General features: G+C 63.3%; 19 protein-coding genes, 1 tRNA gene, 2 pseudogenes and 1 riboswitch. Of the genes and pseudogenes, 15 read left to right on the forward strand and 7 right to left on the reverse strand.

Annotated features, from left to right (window positions below; all coding sequences use genetic code 11):
• Positions 1 to 350: 350 nt before the first annotated feature.
• Positions 351 to 1466 (reverse strand): annotated as a pseudogene (locus tag B0G76_RS03190) (aldo/keto reductase).
• 128 nt (positions 1467 to 1594) lie between these two features.
• Between B0G76_RS03190 and B0G76_RS03195 the strand changes: the two are divergent.
• Positions 1595 to 2506: a LysR family transcriptional regulator gene (locus B0G76_RS03195; RefSeq protein ID WP_120296167.1), complete on the forward strand. Its 912-nt coding sequence runs from the start codon at positions 1595 to 1597 to the stop codon at positions 2504 to 2506.
• A gap of 239 nt (positions 2507 to 2745) precedes the next feature.
• Positions 2746 to 2946 (forward strand): hypothetical protein, encoded by a 201-nt coding sequence (locus tag B0G76_RS03200; RefSeq protein ID WP_120290038.1) that lies wholly within the window; start codon positions 2746 to 2748, stop codon positions 2944 to 2946.
• Positions 2947 to 3151: 205 nt separating this feature from the next.
• Here B0G76_RS03200 and B0G76_RS03205 read toward each other — a convergent pair.
• The 5 genes and pseudogenes from B0G76_RS03205 to pepN form a co-directional block, all read right to left on the reverse strand.
• Positions 3152 to 3227: transfer RNA gene (locus tag B0G76_RS03205), tRNA-Thr, on the reverse strand.
• Between the two features lie 55 nt (positions 3228 to 3282).
• Positions 3283 to 4300: pseudogene (locus B0G76_RS03210) on the reverse strand (class 1 fructose-bisphosphatase).
• Positions 4301 to 4422: 122 nt separating this feature from the next.
• Positions 4423 to 4872 (reverse strand): HigA family addiction module antitoxin, encoded by a 450-nt coding sequence (locus B0G76_RS03215; RefSeq protein ID WP_120290040.1) that lies wholly within the window; start codon positions 4870 to 4872, stop codon positions 4423 to 4425.
• Positions 4873 to 4886: 14 nt separating this feature from the next.
• Positions 4887 to 5171: a type II toxin-antitoxin system RelE/ParE family toxin gene (locus B0G76_RS03220; RefSeq protein WP_120290042.1), complete on the reverse strand. Its 285-nt coding sequence runs from the start codon at positions 5169 to 5171 to the stop codon at positions 4887 to 4889.
• Between the two features lie 208 nt (positions 5172 to 5379).
• Complete coding sequence (pepN, locus tag B0G76_RS03225) at positions 5380 to 8076, reverse strand: aminopeptidase N (protein ID WP_120290044.1); 2697 nt, start codon at positions 8074 to 8076, stop codon at positions 5380 to 5382.
• A gap of 211 nt (positions 8077 to 8287) precedes the next feature.
• Between pepN and B0G76_RS03230 the strand changes: the two genes are divergently transcribed.
• Entirely contained in the window at positions 8288 to 8986 is a 699-nt protein-coding gene (locus tag B0G76_RS03230; protein WP_120290046.1) for a DUF4136 domain-containing protein, read from the forward strand.
• A gap of 23 nt (positions 8987 to 9009) precedes the next feature.
• Here B0G76_RS03230 and B0G76_RS03235 read toward each other — a convergent pair whose 3' ends face one another.
• On the reverse strand, positions 9010 to 9582 hold the full coding sequence (locus B0G76_RS03235) for a TMEM165/GDT1 family protein (protein ID WP_120290048.1): 573 nt from the start codon (positions 9580 to 9582) through the stop codon (positions 9010 to 9012).
• 12 nt (positions 9583 to 9594) lie between these two features.
• Positions 9595 to 9809, reverse strand: a riboswitch (yybP-ykoY riboswitch).
• Positions 9810 to 10433: 624 nt separating this feature from the next.
• On the opposite strand from B0G76_RS03235, the gene B0G76_RS03240 reads away from it, so the two are divergent.
• Genes B0G76_RS03240 through B0G76_RS03295 form a run of 12 tightly spaced genes read left to right on the forward strand, consistent with a single transcriptional unit; the run spans position 10434 to position 22986 of the window.
• On the forward strand, positions 10434 to 11195 hold the full coding sequence (locus B0G76_RS03240; protein WP_120290050.1) for a beta-ketoacyl synthase chain length factor: 762 nt from the start codon (positions 10434 to 10436) through the stop codon (positions 11193 to 11195).
• The gene (locus tag B0G76_RS03245) at positions 11179 to 11973 is read left to right on the forward strand and encodes a 1-acyl-sn-glycerol-3-phosphate acyltransferase (RefSeq protein WP_120290052.1); all 795 of its coding nucleotides are present in this window, start codon (positions 11179 to 11181) and stop codon (positions 11971 to 11973) included. The genes B0G76_RS03240 and B0G76_RS03245 overlap by 17 nt, the downstream gene beginning before the upstream one ends.
• Positions 11948 to 12247: a phosphopantetheine-binding protein gene (locus tag B0G76_RS03250; RefSeq protein ID WP_120296168.1), complete on the forward strand. Its 300-nt coding sequence runs from the start codon at positions 11948 to 11950 to the stop codon at positions 12245 to 12247. The genes B0G76_RS03245 and B0G76_RS03250 overlap by 26 nt, the downstream gene beginning before the upstream one ends.
• A 2-nt stretch (positions 12248 to 12249) precedes the next feature.
• Positions 12250 to 12501 (forward strand): acyl carrier protein, encoded by a 252-nt coding sequence (locus B0G76_RS03255; protein WP_007180827.1) that lies wholly within the window; start codon positions 12250 to 12252, stop codon positions 12499 to 12501.
• Positions 12501 to 13175, forward strand: coding sequence for a hypothetical protein (locus tag B0G76_RS03260; RefSeq protein WP_120290054.1), 675 nt, complete (start codon positions 12501 to 12503; stop codon positions 13173 to 13175). Before B0G76_RS03255 ends, B0G76_RS03260 begins: the two co-directional genes overlap by 1 nt.
• Positions 13172 to 14878, forward strand: a complete 1707-nt coding sequence (locus tag B0G76_RS03265; RefSeq protein WP_120290055.1) for an AMP-binding protein — start codon at positions 13172 to 13174, stop codon at positions 14876 to 14878. The genes B0G76_RS03260 and B0G76_RS03265 overlap by 4 nt, the downstream gene beginning before the upstream one ends.
• A complete protein-coding gene (locus B0G76_RS03270) occupies positions 14878 to 16620 on the forward strand; it encodes a glycosyltransferase (RefSeq protein ID WP_120290057.1) in 1743 nt (580 codons plus the stop codon). Before B0G76_RS03265 ends, B0G76_RS03270 begins: the two co-directional genes overlap by 1 nt.
• A complete protein-coding gene (hutH, locus tag B0G76_RS03275) occupies positions 16607 to 18232 on the forward strand; it encodes a histidine ammonia-lyase (RefSeq protein WP_120290059.1) in 1626 nt (541 codons plus the stop codon). Before B0G76_RS03270 ends, hutH begins: the two co-directional genes overlap by 14 nt.
• A complete protein-coding gene (locus B0G76_RS03280) occupies positions 18229 to 18660 on the forward strand; it encodes a thioesterase family protein (protein WP_120290061.1) in 432 nt (143 codons plus the stop codon). The genes hutH and B0G76_RS03280 overlap by 4 nt, the downstream gene beginning before the upstream one ends.
• Positions 18648 to 19328 carry an outer membrane lipoprotein carrier protein LolA gene (locus tag B0G76_RS03285; RefSeq protein WP_120290063.1) on the forward strand — a complete coding sequence of 227 codons (681 nt, stop codon included), beginning with the start codon at positions 18648 to 18650 and terminating at the stop codon, positions 19326 to 19328. The genes B0G76_RS03280 and B0G76_RS03285 overlap by 13 nt, the downstream gene beginning before the upstream one ends.
• On the forward strand, positions 19328 to 21793 hold the full coding sequence (locus tag B0G76_RS03290) for an MMPL family transporter (RefSeq protein ID WP_120290065.1): 2466 nt from the start codon (positions 19328 to 19330) through the stop codon (positions 21791 to 21793). The genes B0G76_RS03285 and B0G76_RS03290 overlap by 1 nt, the downstream gene beginning before the upstream one ends.
• Positions 21790 to 22986: a beta-ketoacyl-[acyl-carrier-protein] synthase family protein gene (locus tag B0G76_RS03295; protein ID WP_120290067.1), complete on the forward strand. Its 1197-nt coding sequence runs from the start codon at positions 21790 to 21792 to the stop codon at positions 22984 to 22986. The genes B0G76_RS03290 and B0G76_RS03295 overlap by 4 nt, the downstream gene beginning before the upstream one ends.

Raw genomic sequence — 22986 nt, forward strand, 5'->3', positions numbered from 1 at the left:
CGCTGCCAATCAAAAACAGTCCGATATCTCCGCCGCTCCCTTCCCAGCCTTGCCCCGCAAGCCTTTCGCACATTATCTTTGCTGCGTCACAACACCGCGTGTTCACATGTGTTGATATGAACAAATCGCAGCGATTTTTGTGCACTGCCGCATTTAAACGATTTTTTCTGCGTTAGACCGAACGTTCGTTAATTACTGATTGGTTCAGTGCGTTCATTCAGCCCCCTAATTGTTTGTAAACGAACGATTGCGCCACTTCGTTGACGAGTGGGAATACTTTTCCAGTTATTTTTCGCAGATAAAAAAGCGCCGCGTTCTGGACGAAACGCGGCGCTTGCGGCGGACGATTTTTACGCGTTCGGTGCTGGAATTTTCACGGGCGCGGAGTAGGCCGTGGGTTTGTCGGCGACTTCGACTTGTCCGTGAATCCGCGCCTGATGACCGTCTGCAAACATGTAGTACGGGAATGGACGGGCGGGTTCCGAGACGGCATCGAGCCGCGCGACCAATTCCGGGGCGAGCTTGAAATCGAGCGAGCCGAGCGACTCCTGCAACTGCTCCGGCCGGCTGGCGCCGACGATGATGCTCGAGACGCCACGCTTCTGATGCAGCCAGTTCAGCGCGACTTGCGCCATCGGCCGCCCCGCCAGATTCGCAACAGCCTCCAGTTCCGCCACGATGCGGAAGTTGCGCTCGGTCAGCTTGTCGAACCCCGGCGGCGGCGCGCTGGCGACGCTCGCCAGGCGCCCGTCGCCGGAAATAGAACCCGCCGCTCCACCTTGCGAAGGGCGGTATTTGCCCGACAGCACCCCCATGCCCAGCGGACTCCACGGCACGAGCCCCATGCCCAGATTGGCGGCGAGATCGGCGAACTCGTTTTCAGCGTTGCGTTCGATCATCGAGTATTCGATCTACATGGCCGCAACCGGTTCGAAGCCGCGCCAGTCGGCAAGCGTCTGCACGCGCCCGGCGAACCACGCGGGCGTATCCGACAGGCCGACGTAGCGGATCTTGCCCGCGCGCACCGCGTCGTCCATCGCGCGCATCACTTCGTCCACCGGCGTGACGCGATCCCATGTGTGCAGGTAGTACAGGTCGATGTAATCGGTGCCTAGACGCTTGAGCGAACCGTCGAGCGCACGCAGCAGATTCTTGCGATGGTTGCCGCCCGCGTTCGGATTGCCGGTCTCGGCGTTGTAGCCGTACTTCGTGGCGATCACAAGCCGGTCGCGCAGACCGCGTGCCGCGACGAATTTGCCGAGCCATTTTTCGCTGGTGCCTTCGGTGTACAGGTCGGCGGTATCGATGAAATTGCCGCCGGCATCCACGTACAAATCGAACAGACGTTGCGCCGATTGTTCCTCGGCACCCCAGGCCCATTCGGTGCCGAAGGTCATCGTGCCGAGTGCGATCGGGCTCACGCGTAGGCCCGAGCGGCCGAGCAGGTTGTAGCGGTTCATCGTCATGTCAGTCTCCTTGGGCGGTCAGACGGGAAGAATTAATTCGATGGCGCTATCGAGCACCGATTTTTTACTTGGGAAAATCCCGTCCGTCTGCAAGGATTTTGAAGTATGGCTTAACAATGGAGAGTGCGATGGACCCAGCCCAGTTGCCGGCGTTGGTGGCGTTCGCGTGCGTCGCACGCCACGGCAGCTTCACGCGCGCGGCCGCTGAATCCGGTGTGACGGCGTCGGCGCTGTCGCAGAGCATTCGCGCGCTCAAGACGCAACTGAATGTGCGCCTGTTCAACCGGGCCACCCGGCGTGTCGCCCTGACGGAGGCGGGTGCGCAGTTTCTCGCGCGCGTCGCGCCTGCGCTGGGGGAGCTGGAGGCAGCCTTCGAGGCACTCGATGAAACGCGCGACCAACCCGCCGGCACGCTGCGCATCAATTTGCCGAGAGTCGCGAGCGAGTTGCTCGTACTGCCGCACCTAGCCGAGTTCACGCGCCGCTATCCGCAGATCCGTCTCGACCTGACGCTCGACGACGGTTTCGCCGACGTAGTGGGCGAAGGCTTCGACGCGGGTATCCGCCTCGGCGAACGGGTCGCGCAGGACATGGTGGCGGTGCCGCTGGGTGGGGAGATTCGCATGGTCGTCGCCGGCTCGCCGGCTTACTTCGAGCGCTATCCAACGCCGGCGACGCCGGCCGATCTCGCCGCTGACGATTGCCTGCGCTACAGTTTCTCGAGCAGCGGCGGTATCTATCGATGGGAGTTTGCGTCGCCCGACGATTCGTCGCGCGTGTTCGAAGTCGAGACGCGCGGAAGTCTGGTCACCAACGATCTACGCACGATGGTGCGAGCGGCGGAGCAGGGCATAGGCCTCCTTCACGTGATCGATAACTACGTGAACGAACAACTCGAAGACGGCCGCCTGGTGCGCGTGCTGGACGCATGGTGTCCGAGCTTTCCGGGCTTTTATCTGTACACGGCGAGCCGCGCGCAGATGCCGTTCAAATTGCGCGCGTTGATCGATTTCCTTAGGGAGAAGCGCGGGGTCCGGTAAAGCTCGCGTGCTACTTCAGCTTCGAGGCTCCAGGCTGGGTGCCGTTGCTTCAGATAGGGTGCGGTGCGGCTCGACTTGGGGCACGCAACTTCAACCGTCGCACCAGTCGCCACGATCATGCCGCCGCCTATCCGCCGTCTATCATTGAAGCAACTATCCGCTGCGCAGAGTGCGGTGGGTAACGGACGCGCCAGGTACGGCGCGGAAGATGGCTGTCTTCGCCCTTCAGAGAGTTCATCATGGAAAACGCTGTCTACTGGAAAGGTCGCCAGGTCGGGATCGAGTCTGCCGGCCGGATCTTGTGGTTTCCGTCGGCGCCGCAGGAAGCGGTGCTGGCATATGGCACCAAGCCGGCTGAGAACGTGATCGTTGAAGACGCTGTGGTCGTTCGCAATCTCGGCGTGACCACGCGAGGCGATCGATTGGATTTCGGCGGGTGAACGAGAGCCGCCGTTGGTCATTGCCGCAGTCGGTGTTGAAGCGGCAATTGCGTTGACCGGGAGGCCCAGTTGAGTTTCTGCGGTTTTCAGAAAGCAGGGGCAGAGGCAAGCGGATGCCGGGGAGGGACGCAGAAAGAACCGCAAAAGCAGGCAGCGCAAAACAAAAAGCCCAGTCACGAGGACTGGGCTTTTTGCTTGAATCTTGTGGTGCCGGAAAGAGGAATCGAACCCCCGACCTTCGCATTACGAATGCGCTGCTCTACCGTCTGAGCTATTCCGGCATCAGGAGAACCAAGATTATAGGGACTTCTTTACGAGCTTGGCAAGCCCCTATGGTCACTTTTTTGCTTCGAGATGGTAGCGAGTGACCCGGTCGACTTCGTTCTTCGAGCCGAGGAACACCGCCACACGCTCGTGCAGGCTTTTCGGCTGGATGTCGAGAATCCGCTTCTCGCCGTTGGTCGCGGCGCCGCCCGCCTGCTCCACGAGGAACGCCATCGGATTCGCTTCGTACATCAGGCGCAGCTTGCCCGGCTTGTCCGGCGTGCGCTTGTCGGCCGGATACATGAAGATGCCGCCGCGGTTCAGGATACGGTGCACGTCGGCCACCATCGACGCGACCCAGCGCATGTTGAAGTCGCTCTGGCGCGGACCCTCCTTGCCAGCCTTCAATTCACCGATGTATTTCTCGACCGGCTCATACCAGTGGCGCTCGTTCGACGCGTTGATCGCAAATTCACGCGTTTCAACCGGAATGCGCATGTCGCTTTGCGTGAGCACCCACGAACCCAGTTCACGGTCGAGCGTGAAGCAGTTCACGCCGTTGCCGGTGGTCAGCACCAGCACGGTTTGCGGACCGTACACCGCATAACCTGCCGCGACCTGCTGCGTGCCAGGCTGCAGGAACGATTGTTCGGTGGGCTGCTGGCCGTCCGGGCAACGCAGCACCGAGAAAATCGTGCCGATCGACACGTTGACGTCGATGTTCGACGAGCCGTCGAGCGGATCGAACACCAGCAGGTATTCGCCCTTCGGGTAGTTGGCCGGGATCGGGAAGAACTGCTCCATTTCCTCGGATGCCATGCCCGCCAGGTTGCCGCCCCATTCATTCGCTTCGAGCAGGATTTCGTTCGACAGGATGTCGAGTTTTTTTCTGCACTTCGCCCTGGACATTCTCGCTGCCCGCCGTGCCGAGCGCATCGCCCAGCGCGCCCTTGCTGACGTGGTAGCTGATCGCCTTGCACGCGCGCGCGACGACTTCGATCAAAAGGCGCAGGTCGGCCGGCAGGTTGTTGGTCTCGCGCTGCTGCTCGATCAGGTACTTCGTGAGAGTGGTACGACGTTGCAAAGCCATTGCTGTACTCCAGGGAGGCTTGAGGAATCCCTCGATTTTAACCGCTCGCTGTGTCGGTTCCGTGCTTTTGAGATGGAGGCTGTTGTTCGTTACTGATTTGCGAACCCAGGACTTCAAAGAAATCAGTCTTTCCGGCGTGCCTTGATCTGGCCGCGCGCGTCGACTGCCCGTCCCCTGCGAGGCGCTGATTGTGGCTTGGCTTCTGCGGCGGTCCCAATTGTCGGCGGTCTTTGCAACGGTTCGATCTCGCGTTTGATCTGTTCTCCTGCGGCCTCGGTAGCGATGCGCAGGTCGTAAGCGTTCTGAAGATTGAGCCAGAACTGCGTACTCGTGCCGAAATAACGAGCCAGCCGCAAGGCGGTTTCAGCAGAAATGGCGCGTTTGCCGCGGACGACGTCGTTGATGCGCGGGGCTGGCACATGTAGGGCGAGCGCCAGCGCATTGACTGACATGCTCAGCGGATCCAGAAATTCGTAACGCAGGATTTCGCCCGGGTGAATGGCAGGGATCTTTTCGCCAGTCCCGATATCCATAAAATCGATGCTGTCCAAGTCAGCGCGTTTGATAACCACTTCTGGCTCCCGGTCTAGTGATGGTAGTCAACTATTTGGACATTCATCGCGTTGCCCCCGACAAAGTGAAAACAGATCCGCCACTGAGCGTTGATGTGGATGCTCCATTGGCCGCTGCGTCGCCCCTGCAATAATTCGAGGCGGTTCCCAGGTGGGCTATGCAGGTCTTCAATGGTCTCCGCCGCATCGATCAGACCCAGTTTGCGACGCGCCATGTCTTGAATCTGGGTCGGAAGTGAGCGGACAAATTCTTCTTCGAACAGCGCCGCGGTGGCCTTGTCGCCGAATGTCGTGATCATGGGATGATATAACGCGTTGCGTTAAACGCAAACCGTTAAATGAATGCGTTTACTTTCACCCTGTCGAGGCGATACGAACAGTCGTCCAGATGGCTAACGTTGAAGTCCTCCGTTGAGGTCCGCGGGTCGTCGCATGATGAAATTCAGGACGAAAAAAAGCCGGCAACACGTGCCGGCTTTTCGGTGCGGAAAGCGCTTCAGACGATCATCATGCCAACGCTTTCTCTACGATCTCGCGCACGTCGCGCGACTTCACCTGCGACGCCACTTTCTCCAGCGCCGCGCGCATGCCGTCGCGCAGCGCCGGCGTAAAGCGACGCCACAGTTCCAGCGAGCGGGCGAGGCGGGCGGCCACTTGCGGATTGATGGCGTCGAGCGCGATCACCTGGTCGGCCCAGAACGCGTAGCCTGAGCCGTCTTCGGCGTGGAACTGCGCGGGGTTCGCCGCACAGAAGCTGAAAATCAGCGAGCGCGCGCGGTTCGGGTTCTTCAGGTTGAACGCCGGGTGCGCCATCAGCTTGCGCACGATCTCGATCACCGGACGCTGTGCGCTGCCGCGTTGCGTGGCTTGCAAGGCGAACCACTTGTCGACGACGAGCGGCTCCTTTTCGAAGCGCCGGTAGAAGTCGTCCAGCGCCTGCTGCGCCTCAACGCTGCCGCCATTCGCCGCCGACGCATTGAGCAACACCGAGAGCGCCGCCGAGCGGTCGGTCATGTTGTTGGCGGCGTCGTATTGCGCGGACGCGAGACGCACGGTTTCAGCCGGATCGTCCAGTTCCGCGAGATACGACAGCGCGAGATTCTTCAACGCGCGATGACCGGATGCCTCCGGCGTGGCTTCATAGGCGCCCGGCGTGCGGTGCTTTTCGTACACGGCGAGCCAGTCCTTCCTGAGCGCATTCGCGAGGCGCTTGCGGACGAATTGCCGCGCGGCATGCACGGCAGCCGGATTCGATTCGGCCATCTGCTCGGCCAGATACGCTTCCGACGGCAGCATCAACGCCAGCTCGCGGAACGAGGGCGAGAGCGTCTCGTCGGTCAGCACGCGGGCGAACGCGGCGACCACCGAGTCGTCGAGTTGCAGCGGCATGCCGGAAGCGGCGCGCCCGGCGAGCGTCAGCAACTCGCGCGTGGCGAGCCGCTGCCCGGCTTCCCAGCGGTTGAACGGATCGCTGTCATGCGCGAGCAGGAACGCGAGCTGGTCGGCTGAATAGTCGTATTCGACGATCACGGGCGCCGAGAAATTGCGCAGCAGCGAGGGCAGTGGTTCCTGCTCGACGTTGACGAACGTGAAGGTCTGTTCGGTCTGCGTGAATTCCAGCACGCGCGTGGTGGAATCCGAAGGTCGGGTTTCGCCATCCAGTTGCAGCGGCAGGTCACGGCCGTCGTTGCCGATCAAGGCGATCGCAAAGGGAATCAGCAACGGGCCCTTTTGCGTTTCGCGCGCCGCCGGCGCGGTCTCGCCGTAGCCTTGTGTGAGCGTCACGCTGTAGCGCTGTTGCGCGGCGTCGTACTGCGTGCGGACCGAGACGCGCGGCGTGCCGGCCTGGCTATACCAGCGCTCGAATTGCGCGAGATCGCGGCCATTCGCATCGGCGAGCGCGTGACGGAAATCGTCGCAAGTCACGGCCTGGCCGTCATGACGCTTGAAGTACAGGTCCATGCCCTTGCGGAAGCCGTCGCGGCCGAACAGCGTCTGATACATCCGCACGACTTCGGAGCCTTTTTCGTAGACCGTCATCGTGTAGAAGTTGTTGATCTCGACGTAGCTTTCCGGGCGTACCGGATGCGCCATAGGACCCGCGTCTTCGGCAAATTGCATCTGGCGCAGCACGCGCACGTCTTCGATGCGTTTGGTGGCGCGGGCGGCTTCGTCAGTCGCTCCGCCCGCCATATCGGCCGAGAACTCCTGATCGCGGAACACCGTCAGGCCTTCTTTCAGGCTCAACTGGAACCAGTCGCGGCACGTCACGCGGTTGCCGGTCCAGTTGTGGAAATACTCGTGGCCGACCACCGCCTCGATGTTCGCAAAGTCGGTGTCCGCGGCCGTTTCGGGGTTCGCCAGCACGTACTTCGTGTTGAAGATGTTGAGCCCCTTGTTCTCCATCGCGCCCATGTTGAAGTCGCTCACCGCGACGATCATGAAGCGGTCCAGATCCAGTTCCAGCCCGAAACGCGCCTCGTCCCAGCGGATCGAGTTGACCAACGAATCCATGGCGTGACGGGTCTTGTCCAGATCGTGCGGTTCGACCCACACCTGCAGCAGCTTTTCCTTGCCCGAGCCGCTCGTCACCCGTTCCTCGAGTGCGACCAGCTTGCCCGCGACCAGCGCGAACAGATAGCTCGGCTTCCTGAACGGATCCTCCCAGCGGGCGAAATGACGGCCATCCGGCAACTCGCCTTCTTCGAGCAGATTGCCGTTCGACAGCAGCACCGGATAGTCGGCCTTGCTGGCGCGCAGCGTGACCGTATAGGTCGCCATCACGTCGGGGCGGTCGAGGAAATAAGTGATGCGGCGAAAGCCCTCGGCCTCGCACTGGGTGAAGAAGTTGCCGCCCGACACATACAGGCCCGACAGCGTGGTGTTGTCCGCCGGATTGCAGAGGCTGGTGAGCGTCAGTTCGAAGCTATCCGGCACGTTGCCGAGCGTGAGGCCGTGCTCGTGCGCATGGGCGTTGGCGAACGGGGCGCCGTCGATCGCGGCGCCGACGAACTCGAGTTGTTCGCCCATCAGTTCGAGATTCGCGGCGTGGGACGCGTCCGGGTTGCGGCGCACGCGCATCGTGTTCCTCACGACGGTGCGTTCGGGAACCAGATCGAACTCCAGCGCGACGGCGTCGATGAGGAAGGCGGGCGGCGCGTAATCGGCGCGGCGGATCACATTGGGCGTTGCGGTATCGGCCATGGCGTTCTGTAGTGATGGGACTCGAGCCGTCACGCGTGCTTATGGCGCGCGAGCCGGGCGTGTCGAGCCATTGTACAAAGGCTCGGCGGATCGTGCGGGTCGAACTTTTTACCGAATCGTCTGGTCAGCGTATTATCGGGCCCCGCGCACGATTGCGGCGCGCAAACGAACCCGGTCAAGACTGGCGATAACAGGCAACACGAGGTAGACCATGAAAATCAATCGATGGACCCGCCGCGCCACGCTGCTGCTGGCCACGCTGACGGTGTTGCTGTCCGGCTGCACGAGCTACGTGACCACTCAGGTCACGGCTTTCTCCGACTGGCGCGGCAATGACGCCACTCGTACGTATGCCTTCACACGGGCGGCGGATCAGCAGAACAATCTCGAACTCACCACTTACGAGCGCCTCGTCGGCAACGAACTCGCCACGCACGCGTTCCGCCAGGTCGACGCTGCCCAGGCGCGCTATCTGGTCGGACTGTCGTACGGGATTCGCTCGGACATGGTGACGGTCGCGCAGCCGGTGTATTACAACCCGTGGCCGGCGCCGTACTGGGGCTGGTCGTTCGATCCGTGGGGCCCGTGGGGTCCGTATCCGACCGCGTACGTGAATCAGAGCTACCCGATTTTCACGCACCTGCTCGGTGTGCGGATCACCGAGCGTGCCGGCGGCAAAGAGGTCTATAACGTGACGGCGCGCAACTCGGACGAGGAGTCGTCGCTGGTGAGAGCCATGCCCTATCTGGCGCGCAGCGCGCTGGCCGACTTTCCGCTCGGCAACGGCGTGGTCCATACCGTGAAGATTCCCGTCGACAAGAACGGTGGAATCTCGAACGAAGTCGCGACGACGGGCGCCGCACCCGCGGCTGCGCCGGCTGCGGCGTCGGGGGCGAAGGTCGTGCAGTAAGCGCAGGACTAAACAATGCAGGACTAAACGCCCACGCCGAACAGCGCCATTGTTCCCAGAATCACGAACATGACGGCTGCAATGGCATGCACCGTTTTGGTCGGCAACCGATGGGCGAAGCGGTCGCCGAGCAGGATCGCCGGAACATTGGCGATCATCATGCCGAGCGTCGTGCCGGCCACCACACCGAAGAAGTCGTGAAAGCGCGCGGCAAGGGCGACCGTCGCGATCTGCGTCTTGTCGCCCATTTCCGCGAGGAAGAACGTCACCACCGTTGCGCCGAACACGCCGAAATGCGTACGGCTGGTGTTGGCTTCTACGTCGTCCAGTTTGTCCGGCACAAGTATCCACAAGCCCATCGCAATGAACGACGCGGCGAGTGCCCAGCGCATGATGGTTGGCGTGAGCAGCGTGCCGAGCCAGGCGCCGAGCGCGCCGGCGCAGGCGTGATTGACGAGCGTAGCGATCAGCACGCCCAGAATGATCGGTATCGGCTTGCGATAGCGGGCGGCGAGAACGAGCGAGAGCAGTTGCGTCTTGTCGCCGATTTCGGCGAGCGCGACTGCTCCGGTCGAAATGAGGAAAGCGTGATCCACGGTGTGTTGATTCCTCGGGCCGAGATATGAACGAGCGACGACCCACAACACGCCGGGCCCTGTTCGGTGCGTGTGGATCATCGGTCTCGCCAGGCCAGAGGCTGCGGCTGCCATGGCCATAAAGGCCAAGTCTGTTGACAGGCGCCCCCGCGAACCGCACGTTCGACGCACCCGTATGAAAGCGGTGCGGACATGCCGCGGGGCGGCTACTCCCCAATGCGGGACGGAGTATAGCAGGCATGGCCGCGCGTCCGGCGAAATCCGCTGATGCAGGTGCCGCCGCGAACTGACAAAAAATGACGTTGCGTAAGCGCCCTGAGTCGCGCATGAAATCTAAGCGATGCGATGCGCGGCACAGTATCGGCAGAATAGGGCCGAAGCATTGAAATGTTCCGAAACGAAACACTTATTTTGAAAGTTAAATGAAAGTATTTGTGATTATGTGTGGATGCACTAGCGTCCGGTTGGCCTTGAAGCAGCGCCGGCAGTGGCTTCAAGGGTCGATCGCAAGATTTGCAAGAGCCGCCAGGCCTGCATTTTGGTGCTGTCCAGTCATCCGTCGCACCAGTGATACGGATACAGATAGATACGTCTTTGGTGGCTGATTTAATTCACAATATTCAGTATGATTCCGGCGACCACAGGGAGCCTGAGTCAATCCATCAGACAAATCGGCAAAGGCGCCTAAATAATCGGGGCCAAGTGCCGTTAAATCGCTGAGCCCTATATAAGAAGATTGGATTGACCCCCGGCTGGAGATTGTCGTTCCGCGCGGCGCGCATACGCTGTGACGGGTGCGTATTCCGTCAGGCGCCCTCAGCCTCTCCTCGCTTCTACGCGCGAACACCGATATGCCCGATCTGCACTGGACCATTCCGGTCGCTCGCTGGTCTAGCTGGCCTGCTGCCGCATCTGCCGCACCCGATATCGGCTTTATCGAGCCGATCGTGCGGCGTCGCCTGAGCACGCTGTCCAGAGTCGCCCTGAAGGTCGCGCACGATTGCGTGGCGCAAGACGAGGTGCGGGTGGTGTTTGCTTCACGCCATGGCGAATTGCGGCGCACCACGGACGTCCTGCGGACCATTAGCACGGGCGAACCTGTCTCGCCGACCGCCTTCAGCCTGTCGGTGTTGAACGCCATGACCGGCGTGTTCGGCATCGCGCGCGGCGATCGTTCCGCTGCCAGCGCGATCTCGGCCGGCGCGGAGACGCTTGGCTATGCGCTGCTGGAAGCGTACGCGCAACACGCAACACAGCCCGATTCGCCGGTGCTGCTGGTGTACGCTGACGAACCGGCCGATCCGGCCTACGGAACGATTGAAGACGAAGTGCAGGGCGGCGCGATCGCAATCCTGCTGAATAGCGAAGCGGCGACGGGGCAGTTGGTCTGCACCTTGTCCGGCGCAGGCGAGCTGGAGGCTGCAGAGGCGGGAGACGTCGCAGAGGCCGCGCAGCCGGCAAGCCACGCAGGCAAGGCAAACACGGCAAGCACGGACGAAAGTTTCCCGACCCAGAGCCAGGCGTTGCTGCACTGCCTGGAAACAGGCAGGCCTGCCGTCTGGCAAGGCGCAGGCGCTGCCTGGCATTGGAGGTGGCATGAGCGCGCGGCTTGATTACCTTTGGCGGTTCTGCGCGACGGGCATGGCCTTCGTGGTGTTCGGCATCTGCGGTGTGCTGTTTTCGATACTGGTGTTCCCGCTCGCGTGGCTGTGGCCACATCGTGCGTCGCGTCAGCGCGCGGTGACGACGGTAATCCACTGGTTCTTCCGCGCGCTGGTCGCGGTCTTGCGGCGCATCGGCGTGATGGAGCTCGAGGTGTCGGGCGCACAGGCATTGCGCAACGGTGGGCCGGCAATCGTGGTCGCCAATCACCCGACCTACCTGGACGTGATGGTGCTGTTGTCGCTCACACCGCGGGCCTGCTGTGTGGTGAAAAACGCGCACTGGGGCAATCCGTGTTTCTGGGGTATCGTGCGCTCGGCGGAATATGTGAGCAACGCCGATCCCTCGGAACTCGTCGAGGCCGGCGCGCGGCAGCTCGCAGCAGGCTACACGATGATTATTTTTCCCGAAGGCACGCGCAGCCCCGCGCCGAACCGGCTGCACGCGTTTTCACGCGGTTTCGCGCACATGGCGTTGAAGGTCGGCGCGCCGATCGTGCCGGTGCTGATGGATTGCGATCCGCCGGCATTCACCAAGCAGATGCGCTGGTACGACGTGCCGGCGCGTGCTTTCCGGATCCGCGTGAACGTGCTCGAGCCGCTTGGCGTCGAGCAACTTGCAGACCACGATGCCTCACCGTCTCTCGCGGCGCGCAGCGTGACCAGCGCCATCGAAGCACACATTACTCAGCACCTGTTCGATTATGGATTCTTTAAAACTGGAAATTAAACAGCTTCTGATCGAAGCCCTCGATCTGGAAGACCTGAGCCCGGCCGATATCGACGACGACGCACCGTTGTTCGATACCGACGGTATCGGTCTCGACTCGATCGACGCGCTCGAGATCGGCATCGTGCTGCGCAAACAATACCAACTGACCCTCGCAGCGAACGACGAACGCACCCGCGAACACTTCCGCTCGATCAGCACGCTGGCCGCGCTGGTCGCGAGTCAACGCGAAACGGCGCATGCTGTGAACGAAACCACAAGAAAAGGGGATTAATCGTGTCCGAGGCAGAGATTCTTGAACGCATCCGCGCCATCTTCAAAGAGAACTTCGCGATCGAGCCGGAGCGCGTGACGCCCGAAGCGCACCTCTTCGAAGATCTCGATCTCGACAGCATCGACGCCGTTGACCTTGCAATCAAGCTGCAGGAAATGACCGGTCGCCGCATCAAGCCCGAAGAATTCAAGTCGGTGCGCACGGTCGGCGATGTGATCGGTGCAGTTGAATCCCTGCTGGCGGCACAAGGCTGATGCCATCCGTGCGCTCGCGAATGCAAGCTGCGGCGAGCCGGCCCGCCGGCGCATCGCCCGGCGCATCGCCCGGCACAGAGCGCCACTGGGCGAAAACGCTGCTGCAGATCCTGCTAAAACTCGCGTATCCCGCGTTGATTCTGTGCGCCTGGCGCTGGGACACGCCGCGCTATGTCGGTTGCATGCTGTTTGCGATTCTGTGGCTGCAACGCTGGGCCGGCAGCGGTCCGGTCGCGACCTCGCTGCGCCGGCTCTCCTCGATCGATTGGACCGTGGTTGGCTTGCTGAGCTGTGCCTCGGCGGCAATCGTGCTGACCAACAGCGAGCTGCTGTTGCGTCTCTATCCTTCGCTCGTCAATCTCGGTCTGCTGATCGCGTTCGGCGCGACGCTCGTGCGCGGGCCGTCGATGATCGAAAAATTCGCGCGGCTGGGCAATCCCAACCTGTTGCCGGGCGCCGTGCGCCATACGCGGCGCGTGACCCAGGTGTGGTGCGGATTCTTCGCGCTGAACGGCGCGTTCTCCGCGTATACGGCGCTTTATTGGAGCCGCGCAAGCTGGTCGCTCTATAACGGCGCCATCGCTTATGGGTTGATCGGCGTGCTGCTGGTGGCCGAAGTTATCTGGCGTTATCTGGTGGTGCTGCCGCGAGCCGCGCGTTCGGAGGCGGCATGATTGCGTTGCATGATCTGTTGTCGGCGGGCCATGGAGCAGCCGGCGTGAATGCACCAGTATGCCGCGACGGTGCGACGGTGCTCGGCCGCGCTGCCTTTCGCGCGCGTGTCTCGACTCTGGTCGCGCTGATGCAAAGGCAAGACGCGCAACGTTACGCGTTGTGCATCGACGATCCGTTCGATTTCGCCTGCGCGTTGTTTGCGTTGTTCGCGTGCGGCAAGGAGCCGGTGATTCCGGCGAATGCGACGCCGGGCTATCTCGCCGATCTCGCCGACGCGTATGACGCGGTGCTGACCGACGCCGACTTGCCGCGTGCCGTGCAAGACGCAAATGCTGATGCCGCACCCGCCCCAATCGCCTCGCATACGATCGATCCGCAAGCCCCGCTGACGCTCTACACCTCCGGCAGCAGCGGTACCCCCAAGCCGATCCGCAAGACGCTCGCGCAATTCAATGCCGAAGTGCACACGCTCGAGAAGCAGTGGGGCGCTCTGCTCGGCGATGCGACGATGCTCGCGAGCGTGCCGCATCATCACATTTACGGTTTGCTGTTTCGCGTATTGTGGCCGCTCGCCGCGGGCCGCGCGTTCGATCGCGCGATCAGCATCGAGCCTGTGCAATTGCAAACGCAGATCGAGCGAAACGGTGCGACGGTGGTCGTCTCGACGCCCGCGCAATTGTCGCGTTGGCCCGCGTTGCCCGGCTTCGCCGCGCTGACGCCGGCGCCGCGCGCATTCTTTTCTTCAGGCGGCCCGCTCGCTTTCGAAGCCGCGCAGGAATATGCGACGGCCTACGGCGCTGCGCCGCTTGAAATCTACGGCAGCACGGAAACTGGCGGCATCGCGTGGCGTCGTCAGGACCAGACCGATGCGTGGCAACCGGTGACCGGTATCGAAGTACGCTGCGACGAAGAGAGTGCGCTAAACGTTCGCTCGCCGCACCTCGATCGCGCTGGCTGGCATCGCACGGACGACAAAATCGCCATCGACGCCGATGGCCGTTTTCGCCTGCAAGGCCGGCTCGATCGCGTGCTCAAGCTGGACGGCAAGCGCGTTTCACTGCCGGAGCTCGAAGCGCGCCTCGCACTGCATCCGTATGTCGCGCAAGCGTCGATCGTGCCGCTGGAAGGTGCCTCGCGCGAGCGCGTCGGCGCCGTGGTGGCGCTGACCGAAGCTGGCAGCGAGGTATTGTGCGCGGAAGGCCGCGTGCTGCTCGCGCAAACCCTGCGCCGGCATCTCGCTGACTATTTTGACGCGGTGGTGCTGCCGCGTCATTGGCGTTTTCGTCTCACGTTGCCGTTCGACGCGCGCGGCAAACTGCCGGTGACCGCGGTCGCGGCGGCTTTCGAGCCGCGTGCGGACGGTGTGGAAGTGCTCGCCGAAGCTCGCAGTGCGGATACGTTGCACTACGAACTACGCGTGCCGCCAACGCTCGTGCATTTCGCCGGCCACTTTCCCGGTCTGCCGATTCTGCCGGGCGTCGTCCAGGTGCACTGGGCCATGCATCTGGCCGCGGAACACGTACCCGCCGTGCGCGCGCTGGCCTCGATCGACCGGCTCAAGTTCATGGCGCCGGTGGCGCCGGGCGCGGTGCTGGATCTCGCGCTCGCTCACGACGCCGCGCGTGGACGCGTGCAGTTCACGTACCGGCTGAGCGGGCGTGAATGTGCGTCTGGCGTGATCGTGTATCGGGAGCCTGCGTGATGACGTTCGCTCCGTGCATTGTGATTCCGATTTACAACCACAAGGACGCGATCGGCGCGACCGTAGCGCACCTCGCGGTGCATGGCTTGCCGATCCTTGTGGTCGACGACGGCAGTGATGAGGCGACCCAGCAGGTGCTCGCCGCGCTCGCGCAACAGTACGCGGGGCAGCTCACGCTGCTGCGTTTGCCGGACAATGGCGGCAAGGGCGCCGCCGTGATGGCGGGGTTGCGCGCCGCGCGCGCCGCGGCTTACACGCACGCGCTGCAAATCGATGCCGACGGCCAGCACGACGCGACCGATGTGCCGCGCTTCATCGAAGCGGCGCTCGCCGAACCGGGCGCGGTGATCCTCGGCCGCCCGATCTACGACGAGAGCGTGCCGAAATCGCGCCTCTATGGCCGTTATCTGACGCACGTGTGGGTGTGGATCGAAACGCTCTCACTGACAATTCGCGATTCGATGTGCGGCTTCCGCCTCTATCCGCTGGCGCTCGCCTGCGAGCTGATCGACAGCGTGCAACTGCCGACTCGCATGGACTTCGACATCGAAATTCTCGTGCGCCTCTATTGGTGGCGCGCGGCGTTCCGCTCGATTCCAACGCGGGTGACGTACGCCACCGATGGCGTCTCGCATTTCGACGTGCTGTGGGACAACGTGCGTATCAGCCGCAGCCATACGCGTCTCGTGTTCGGCATGCTGTGGCGTCTGCCGATGCTGCTCGCGCACAAAGTAATGCCACGCCGCCGGGTCGTTGCAAGCGAGCCAGGCCAGCAGGCCGAACCAAGCGAACCGAGTCCGCAAGACTGGTGGCGGATCGCCGAACGTGGCAGCCATCTGGGCATGTCCTTGCTCGCGCTCAGTTGCAAGCTGTTCGGCCGCCGTTTCACCGCGCTCTGGTTGCATCCGATCGTGGCGTACTTTCTGCTGACGGGCCGCGCCGCGCGCGAGGCGTCGAGCAACTACTTCACGCGTCTTGGCGAAGCCGCGCCGCACGGCGATACGCCGCGTCCCGGCTGGCTGTCCGCTTATCGCCACATGCTGGCGTTCGCGCAATCGGGCTTCGACAAGCTCGCGGCGTGGTCCGGCCGTGTCAACAATGCCGACGTCAAATTCGAAGATCCCTCGGCGTTCGAAGCGCTGGTGGCGAGCGGCAAAGGTGCGCTCGTGATCGGTGCGCATCTCGGCAACCTGGAAATGACCCGCGCGCTCGCCGCGCAGGGCGCCTACGCGAAAGTCACCGCCGTGGTGTATACGGAACACGCGCGGCGCTTCAATAGCGTCCTGGCGTCGGCGAATAGCCAGTTCGCCCGGCATCTGCTCGAAGTCAGCGACTTCGGCCCCGAGACGGCCATGATGATGCAGGAGCGCGTCGATGCGGGCGAGTTGCTGGTAATCGTCGGCGACCGCGTGCCGGCACACGAAGCGGGCCGCACGACCGAAGCGCAATTTCTCGGCTCGACCGCCCCGTTCGCGCAAGGCCCCTATGTGCTCGCGCATGCGTTGGGCTGTCCCGTCTATCTATTCTTCTGCCTGAAGGAGCGCGACGGCTACCGTCTGTACTTCGAACCGTTTGCCGAACGCATCGAGTTGCCGCGCCGCGAACGCGCGCAGCATCTTGCGGCGTGGGCGCAGCGTTACGCGGCGCGCCTAGAACACTATTGCCGCAAGGCACCTTATCAATGGTTCAATTTCTTCGATTTCTGGGCCAGCCCCAAGCGAGGCACGCATGGCCGAACATGATCTGATCGAGGCGCCGAACGGCAGCGCAAGTGAGAACACCCGCGCAAGCGAGGCGGCGGTGATGGCGGTGACGACCGTGACAATCGACGGGCGCAAGCTAACGATTGAAGAGGTCGTCGCGATCGCCCAGCATCGCGCGGCGATTGCGCTGAGCGCCGATCCGGCGTGGCGCGCGCGCATCCAGCGCGGCGCGGATTTTCTGCGCCGGCATCTGGCGTCGGGCGCGACCGTGTACGGCGTTAACACCGGCTATGGCGATGCATGCGTGGTCGATGTGCCGATGGGACTCGTCGAAGCCCTGCCACTGCAACTGACGCGTTACCACGGCTGCGGCATGGGCCAGTATCTGGACGATGCGCAAACGCTCGCGGTGATCGCCGCGCGGTTGAATTCGCTGGCTTATGGCTTTTCCGGCGTGCGGCCTGTGTTGCTCGAACGTCTCGCCGATCTGATCAATCATCGCGTGTTGCCGCGTATTCCGTCGGAAGGGTCGGTTGGCGCAAGCGGTGACTTGACGCCGCTTTCTTATGTGGCCGCCGCGCTGGCCGGCGAACGCGATGTGATGTTCGAAGGCTCGCTGCGCGACGTGCGCGAGGTCTGGACTGAATTGGGTCACGAGCCGTTGACGCTCGCGCCGAAAGAAGGTCTCGCGCTGATGAACGGCACTGCAGTGATGACGGGCCTCGCCTGTCTCGCGTTCGCGCGTGCCGATCATCTGACGCGCCTCGCCGCGCGCCTCACGGCGCTCTCCACCGTCGCACTCGACGGCCGCGCCGCGCATTTTGACGCGACCCTGTTCGAAGTAAAACCGCACGCAGGTCAGGCCGAAGCGGCAGCCTGGATTCGCGACGACCTGACCGGCCGCGACGATACGCCGGGGCATCGTCTGCAAGACCGCTATTCGATCCGCTGTGCGCCACATGTGATCGGCGTGGCGCGCGATGCCTTGTCGTGGGTGCGCCGTGACGTCGAGAACGAACTGAACAGCGCGAACGACAACCCGTTGATCGATCCCGACAACGAGCGCGTGCTGCACGGCGGCAACTTTTACGGCGGCCATATCGCGTTCGCCATGGACTCGCTGAAGGTCGCCGTCGCCAATCTCGCCGATCTGATGGACCGGCAACTCGCGCTGCTGGTCGACGTAAATTTTAACAACGGCTTGCCGCGCAATCTGTCCGGTGCGGCCCCCGCGCGTGCCGCGATCAATCATGGTTTCAAGGCCGTGCAGATTTCGTCGTCCGCATGGACGGCCGAAGCGTTGAAAAACACCATGCCCGCGAGCGTTTTCTCGCGTTCCACCGAGGCGCACAATCAGGATAAAGTCAGCATGGGCACGATCGCCGCGCGCGACTGTTTGCGCGTGCTTGAGCTGACCGAGCAGGTCGCCGCCGCGCACACGCTAGCCACGGTGCAAGCCGCGCGCTTGCGCTTGAAGATCGACAGCGCCACGCCGGTTCCGGCGCCGCTGCAAGCGTTCATCGACAGCGTGACGGCGCACTCGCCGTTCGTCGACGAAGACCGCGCGCTGGAAAGCGACCTGCGCGCACTGACCGCGCGCATCGCCGCGTGCGACGTGTTGAGCGACTATCGCGGAGGCTCGCGCGCATGACCGGCTCCGCTAAAGTGCTGACAGCCAGCGCGACGGTCGAAGTGCCGTTTCACGACGTCGACGCGATGAACGTGTGCTGGCACGGCCATTACCTGAAGTACTTCGAGATCGGCCGCGCGGCGCTCTTGCGCACCTTCGATTACGACTACCGCGAAATGCAGGCATCGGGCTACCTGTGGCCGATCGTCGAGGCGCATCTGAAGTATGTGCGTCCGGCCAACTACGGCCAGGCGATCGAAGTGCGCACGGAACTGCTCGAACACGAAAATCGCCTGAAAATAGGCTATGAAATCGTCGATTGCGCGACCGGTACGCGGCTGACGAAGGGCTACACGATCCAGGTCGCGGTCGATGCCGCGACGCAGGAGTTGCAGTTCGTATCGCCGCCGGTCGTGTTCGAAAAGCTGGAGCGCATATGGGGACGATGACCTTGCGTGGCTCCGCTGCGGGCGCGTTGCTCGCGTTGAGCACTCTGAGCGTTTTGAACCTGGCAGCATGGCCGGCGACGGCGTCCGCGGCAGAAGAAGCCGTCGCCGGCAACCCGGCGCTGGTTTCGCAAATCGCCACGCATCTCGCCCAAGCCAAGGGCGTTCGCGCGCAATTCACGCAGACGCAGACGCTCGCCGCGATGAAGCAGCCGCTCGTCAGCACCGGTTCGCTGCTGTTCTTCCGCGATCGTGGCGTGATCTGGCAGATCGACACGCCGTACAAAGCCACCTACGTGATCACCGACGCGGGCGTCGCCGAAGTCAACGCCAACGGCCAGCGCGTGACGGCTCACAGCGCTCAAGGCACGCGCGGCGTCGCTCAAGTCTCGAAGATGATGCGCGCGATGCTCGGTGGCGATCTGTCGGCGCTGTATTCGCAATTCGACGTAGAGGCCGAAGGCAGCGCCGCGCAATGGCGCATGCGTCTCACGCCGAACCAGCCGCAGATCGCGCAGTCGATCAAAGGCTTGCAGATGAATGGCGGCGACTATCTGCAAAGCTTGCGCATCACACTCGCGAACGGCGACATCACCAAGCTCGACTTTGCGAAGAGCGCGGCGGTGACCGAACCGACGCCGGCCGAGCGCAGCTTGCTTGGGGCGCCGTAATGCAGGTGCTGCGACAGCGGTCCGCGAAACAGGCGTGGGGCATGCGCGCCGCGTGGCTGCTGCTCGCGCTCGCCGCGGCGCTGTATTGCGGCTGGCGTTTCGCGGGACCCTCGCCGCTGCAGACCAATCTGCTGGCGTTGCTGCCCGCCACCGAAGCGGATCCGGTTGCCGAAAAGGCGGTCGATACGCTGGCGGGCGCGCTCGGCGACCGCACCGTTTTTCTGGTCACCAGCAATGATGATGCGCACGCGAAAGCGGCGGCGAAACAACTCGGCGCGTCTTTGCAGAAGAGCGGGGCGTTCGGCTCGGTGACGGCGGAATTGCCGCCGTTCGATCTGTCGCAGATCGCCGCGTTATACATGCCTTATCGCTTCGGTCTGCAGACGCCTTCTGATCGCGCAGCACTCGCAGGGAACAATGCGTCAAGCGCGACTTTGGGGGACGCGCTCGCGCAGCGCATCTACAGCCCATTGCGCGGCGGTTTGACCACGCCGCTCGCCGACGATCCGTTCGGCTGGCTCGAACATTGGCTCGGCGGTTTGCCGCTCGCCACGTCGAATCTCGAACTCGAGGACAACATGCTGGTGTCGCATCGCGGCGCAACCACGAGTGTGTTGATCGTCGCCACACTGCCGGGCTCTGCCTACGAATCGAAGACACAGCACGCCGTGCTCGCCGCGCTCGCTGAAGGCGAAAGCGCATTGAAGCAGGCATTCCCCGACGTGTCGGTGGCGAGAACCGGCGCGGTGTTCTACGCGGAATCGGCACGCAGCGCGTCGGAACATGAAGTTCACCTGATCGGCGTCGCGTCACTGTGCGGGATTGCGCTCCTGATGATGTGGGTGTTCCGCTCGCCGCGCCTCTTGCTGCTCGGTTTCGTTTCGACGGCGCTCGGCATTGTCTGCGCGCTCGCGGTGACGATGCTGATGTTCGGCCAATTGCATCTGTTGACGCTCGTGTTCGGCGCGAGCCTGATCGGCGAGGCGGTCGATTATTCGATCCAGTATTTCGTGGTCTATCTCGGCGCGGGGCGCGATTGGGATTCGCGCCGCGGTGCGCGTGCCGTACGTCCGGCCTTGACGGTCGCACTGGCTACCAGCTTGCTCGGCTACGCGATTCTCATGTGGGTGCCGTTTCCCGCGCTCAAGCAGATTGCATGCTTCGCCATGGCGGGCATCGTGACGGCGTTTGCATCCGTGCTGGGTTTGTTGCCCGCACTGCTCACGCGTCCGCCGAAGCGCGGCCCGAAGCGCGTTTTTACCGGCGCGGCGCGGTTGCTGACGCGCTGGCATCGCACGATCGGCGGCAAGCGCGCGTGGCTGGTCGCGGCGCTGTTGCTGATCGTGGCGATTCCCGGCTGGCTGCGTCTGACCAGCGACGACGATATCCATTTGTTGATCCAGCGTGATCCTGCGCTGGTCGCGCAGGAAGACAAGGTGCGTGCGGCGGTTGGCGTCGATAACAGCGCGCAGTTTTTTGTGGTGCGTGGGGAGACGCCGGAGATCGTGCTGCAACGCGCCGAAGCGCTGGGCGCGAAGCTTGACGGCTTGAACGGCACGGCGAACAAGGTCGGCAGCTATCAGTCGGTGGCGCAGTTCGTGCCGTCCGCGAAACAGCAGACTGACGACCGCGCATGGCTCGCGCAGCACGTGTTCAACGACCCGGCCGCACTGCGCGCCACGCTGCTGAAAGCAGGCTTCAAAGACGAAGTCGCCGACGCCTGGCTCGCTGCCTATGCGAAACCGCAGCGGCCGCTTACCGTCGATACGTGGCTCGCCGCGCCGTGGTCGCAGCCGGACAGACATCTGTGGCTGGGCGTTGTCGATTCGGCCACCAAAGCGTATGCAGCCGTTGTGATTCCACAAGGCGTGACGCCGCAGAACGAGCCCGCATTGATCGCGACTGCGCATGCGTTGCCCGGCGTTGTATTCGTCGACAAGGCGGCGAGCGTGTCGAAACTGTTCGGCGCGTATCGTGTGGATAGCGGCTGGTGGCTCGGCGGGGCGCTGGCGCTGATGCTCGTCCTGCTGATACTGCGGTACGCCCCGAAAGCCTCCCCCTTGGCGGGCGCTCCGCAGAAAATCCGCCTGGCGGACCGCGTGCGTGGCGGCGTTACCGTGACGTTGCCGGTGCTGCTCGCGATCGGCGTCACGCTCGCCGTATTCGGCTACGCCCACGTGCCGCTTAATCTGTTCAACTGGCTCGCGCTGATGCTGGTGCTCGGCGTCGGCGCAAACTATGCGGTATTTCTGCGCGAAGGCTGCTTGCGCGCGGACGCCGATCTCGGCGCGGTGTGGACGGGCGTGCTGCTCTCGGCGGCCACCACGCTGCTGTCGTTCGGTATGCTCGGTATGAGTGCGATGCCCGCGCTGAAGAGTTTCGGCGCCACGCTCGCGCTCGGCATTGCGGTATCGGTGCTGCTCGCGCCGATCGGCATGCCGTCGGAATCAAGGAGGGCCGCATGAAGGCGCCATCAGTTTATTTGCACGCGCTCGGCATGATCAATGCCCTCGGCAGCGACCTCGATGCCATCGTCCCGGCGCTTGCCGCCGCTCACGCACCCGGTATGGCGAACGCGCATACGGGCGTTGGCGAAGCGTTTGTCGGCAGCGTGCTCGCGCCGCTCGATCTGGCGCCGCCGGCCGCGCTCGCGCGTTACGACTGCCGTAATAACCGCCTTTTGCTGGCCGTGCTGGCGCAGATCGCGCCGGCGGTCGAAGCGGCGCGCGAGCGTTACGGCGCGCATCGGATCGGCGTGGTGCTCGGCACCAGCACGTCGGGCATCGAAGCGGCCGAAGCCGCGTTCGTCTACCAGGCACAAGCGGGCAATCTGCCCACCAACTTCAACTACCGGCAGATGGAAATCGGCACCGCCGCGCCGTTTGCCGCTGCGGCGCTCGGCGTGCAGGGCCCGGCGTTTACGATCTCGACCGCTTGCACTTCGAGCGCGAAGGCGTTTGCGTCGGCGCGCCGGCTGCTGCAATTGCGACTGTGCGATGCGGTGGTGGTGGGTGGCGTTGATTCGCTGTGCGAGCTGACGGTGCAGGGTTTCGCATCGCTCGAATCGACCAGTGGCGTGCGTACCAATCCAATGAGCCGCAATCGCAACGGGATCAACGTCGGCGAAGGCGCTGCCGTGTTCCTGATGAGCCGCGACGAAGCGGAAGTCCGGCTCGCGGGCGTCGGCGAATCGAGCGACGCGCATCACATTTCTTCGCCCGACCCATTAGGCGTGGGGGGAGAACTTGCCTTGCGCGCGGCACTGGACGATGCCGGCATCGCATCGTCGGCGATCGGCTATGTGAATCTGCATGCCACCGCCACGCGCAAGAACGACGAGATGGAAGCGAAGCTGATGGCGCGCGTGTTCCCCAACGGCGCGGCGACGAGCGGCACCAAGCCGCTGACGGGGCACCAGCTCGGCGCGGCGGGCGCAACCGAACTCGCCTTCGCGTGGCTGACGCTCGCGCGCGAAAACGTGCGACAACCCGTATCGCTGCCGCGTCACCTGTGGGACGGCGAGGCCGATCCCGCTTTGCCGGTGCTTGATCTGGTCGAAAGCGAACGCTTCCTGCCGCGCGGCGCTGGACCGCAATACGTGATGAGCAATTCGTTTGCGTTCGGCGGCAGCAATGTCAGCCTGATCCTTGAACGGTGA

Source organism: Paraburkholderia sp. BL23I1N1 (genome assembly GCF_003610295.1).
Lineage (GTDB): Bacteria > Pseudomonadota > Gammaproteobacteria > Burkholderiales > Burkholderiaceae > Paraburkholderia.

Coding starts and splice junctions, on each gene's coding strand:
- B0G76_RS03195 (WP_120296167.1), top strand. CDS start 1,595: ATGGACCCAGCCCAGTTGCCGGCGTTGGTGGCGTTCGCGTGCGTCGCA.
- B0G76_RS03200 (WP_120290038.1), top strand. CDS start 2,746: ATGGAAAACGCTGTCTACTGGAAAGGTCGCCAGGTCGGGATCGAGTCT.
- B0G76_RS03220 (WP_120290042.1), bottom strand. CDS start 5,171: ATGATCACGACATTCGGCGACAAGGCCACCGCGGCGCTGTTCGAAGAA.
- pepN (WP_120290044.1), bottom strand. CDS start 8,076: ATGGCCGATACCGCAACGCCCAATGTGATCCGCCGCGCCGATTACGCG.
- B0G76_RS03230 (WP_120290046.1), top strand. CDS start 8,288: ATGAAAATCAATCGATGGACCCGCCGCGCCACGCTGCTGCTGGCCACG.
- B0G76_RS03240 (WP_120290050.1), top strand. CDS start 10,434: ATGCCCGATCTGCACTGGACCATTCCGGTCGCTCGCTGGTCTAGCTGG.
- B0G76_RS03245 (WP_120290052.1), top strand. CDS start 11,179: ATGAGCGCGCGGCTTGATTACCTTTGGCGGTTCTGCGCGACGGGCATG.
- B0G76_RS03250 (WP_120296168.1), top strand. CDS start 11,948: ATGGATTCTTTAAAACTGGAAATTAAACAGCTTCTGATCGAAGCCCTC.
- B0G76_RS03260 (WP_120290054.1), top strand. CDS start 12,501: ATGCCATCCGTGCGCTCGCGAATGCAAGCTGCGGCGAGCCGGCCCGCC.
- B0G76_RS03265 (WP_120290055.1), top strand. CDS start 13,172: ATGATTGCGTTGCATGATCTGTTGTCGGCGGGCCATGGAGCAGCCGGC.
- B0G76_RS03270 (WP_120290057.1), top strand. CDS start 14,878: ATGACGTTCGCTCCGTGCATTGTGATTCCGATTTACAACCACAAGGAC.
- hutH (WP_120290059.1), top strand. CDS start 16,607: ATGGCCGAACATGATCTGATCGAGGCGCCGAACGGCAGCGCAAGTGAG.
- B0G76_RS03280 (WP_120290061.1), top strand. CDS start 18,229: ATGACCGGCTCCGCTAAAGTGCTGACAGCCAGCGCGACGGTCGAAGTG.
- B0G76_RS03285 (WP_120290063.1), top strand. CDS start 18,648: ATGGGGACGATGACCTTGCGTGGCTCCGCTGCGGGCGCGTTGCTCGCG.
- B0G76_RS03290 (WP_120290065.1), top strand. CDS start 19,328: ATGCAGGTGCTGCGACAGCGGTCCGCGAAACAGGCGTGGGGCATGCGC.
- B0G76_RS03295 (WP_120290067.1), top strand. CDS start 21,790: ATGAAGGCGCCATCAGTTTATTTGCACGCGCTCGGCATGATCAATGCC.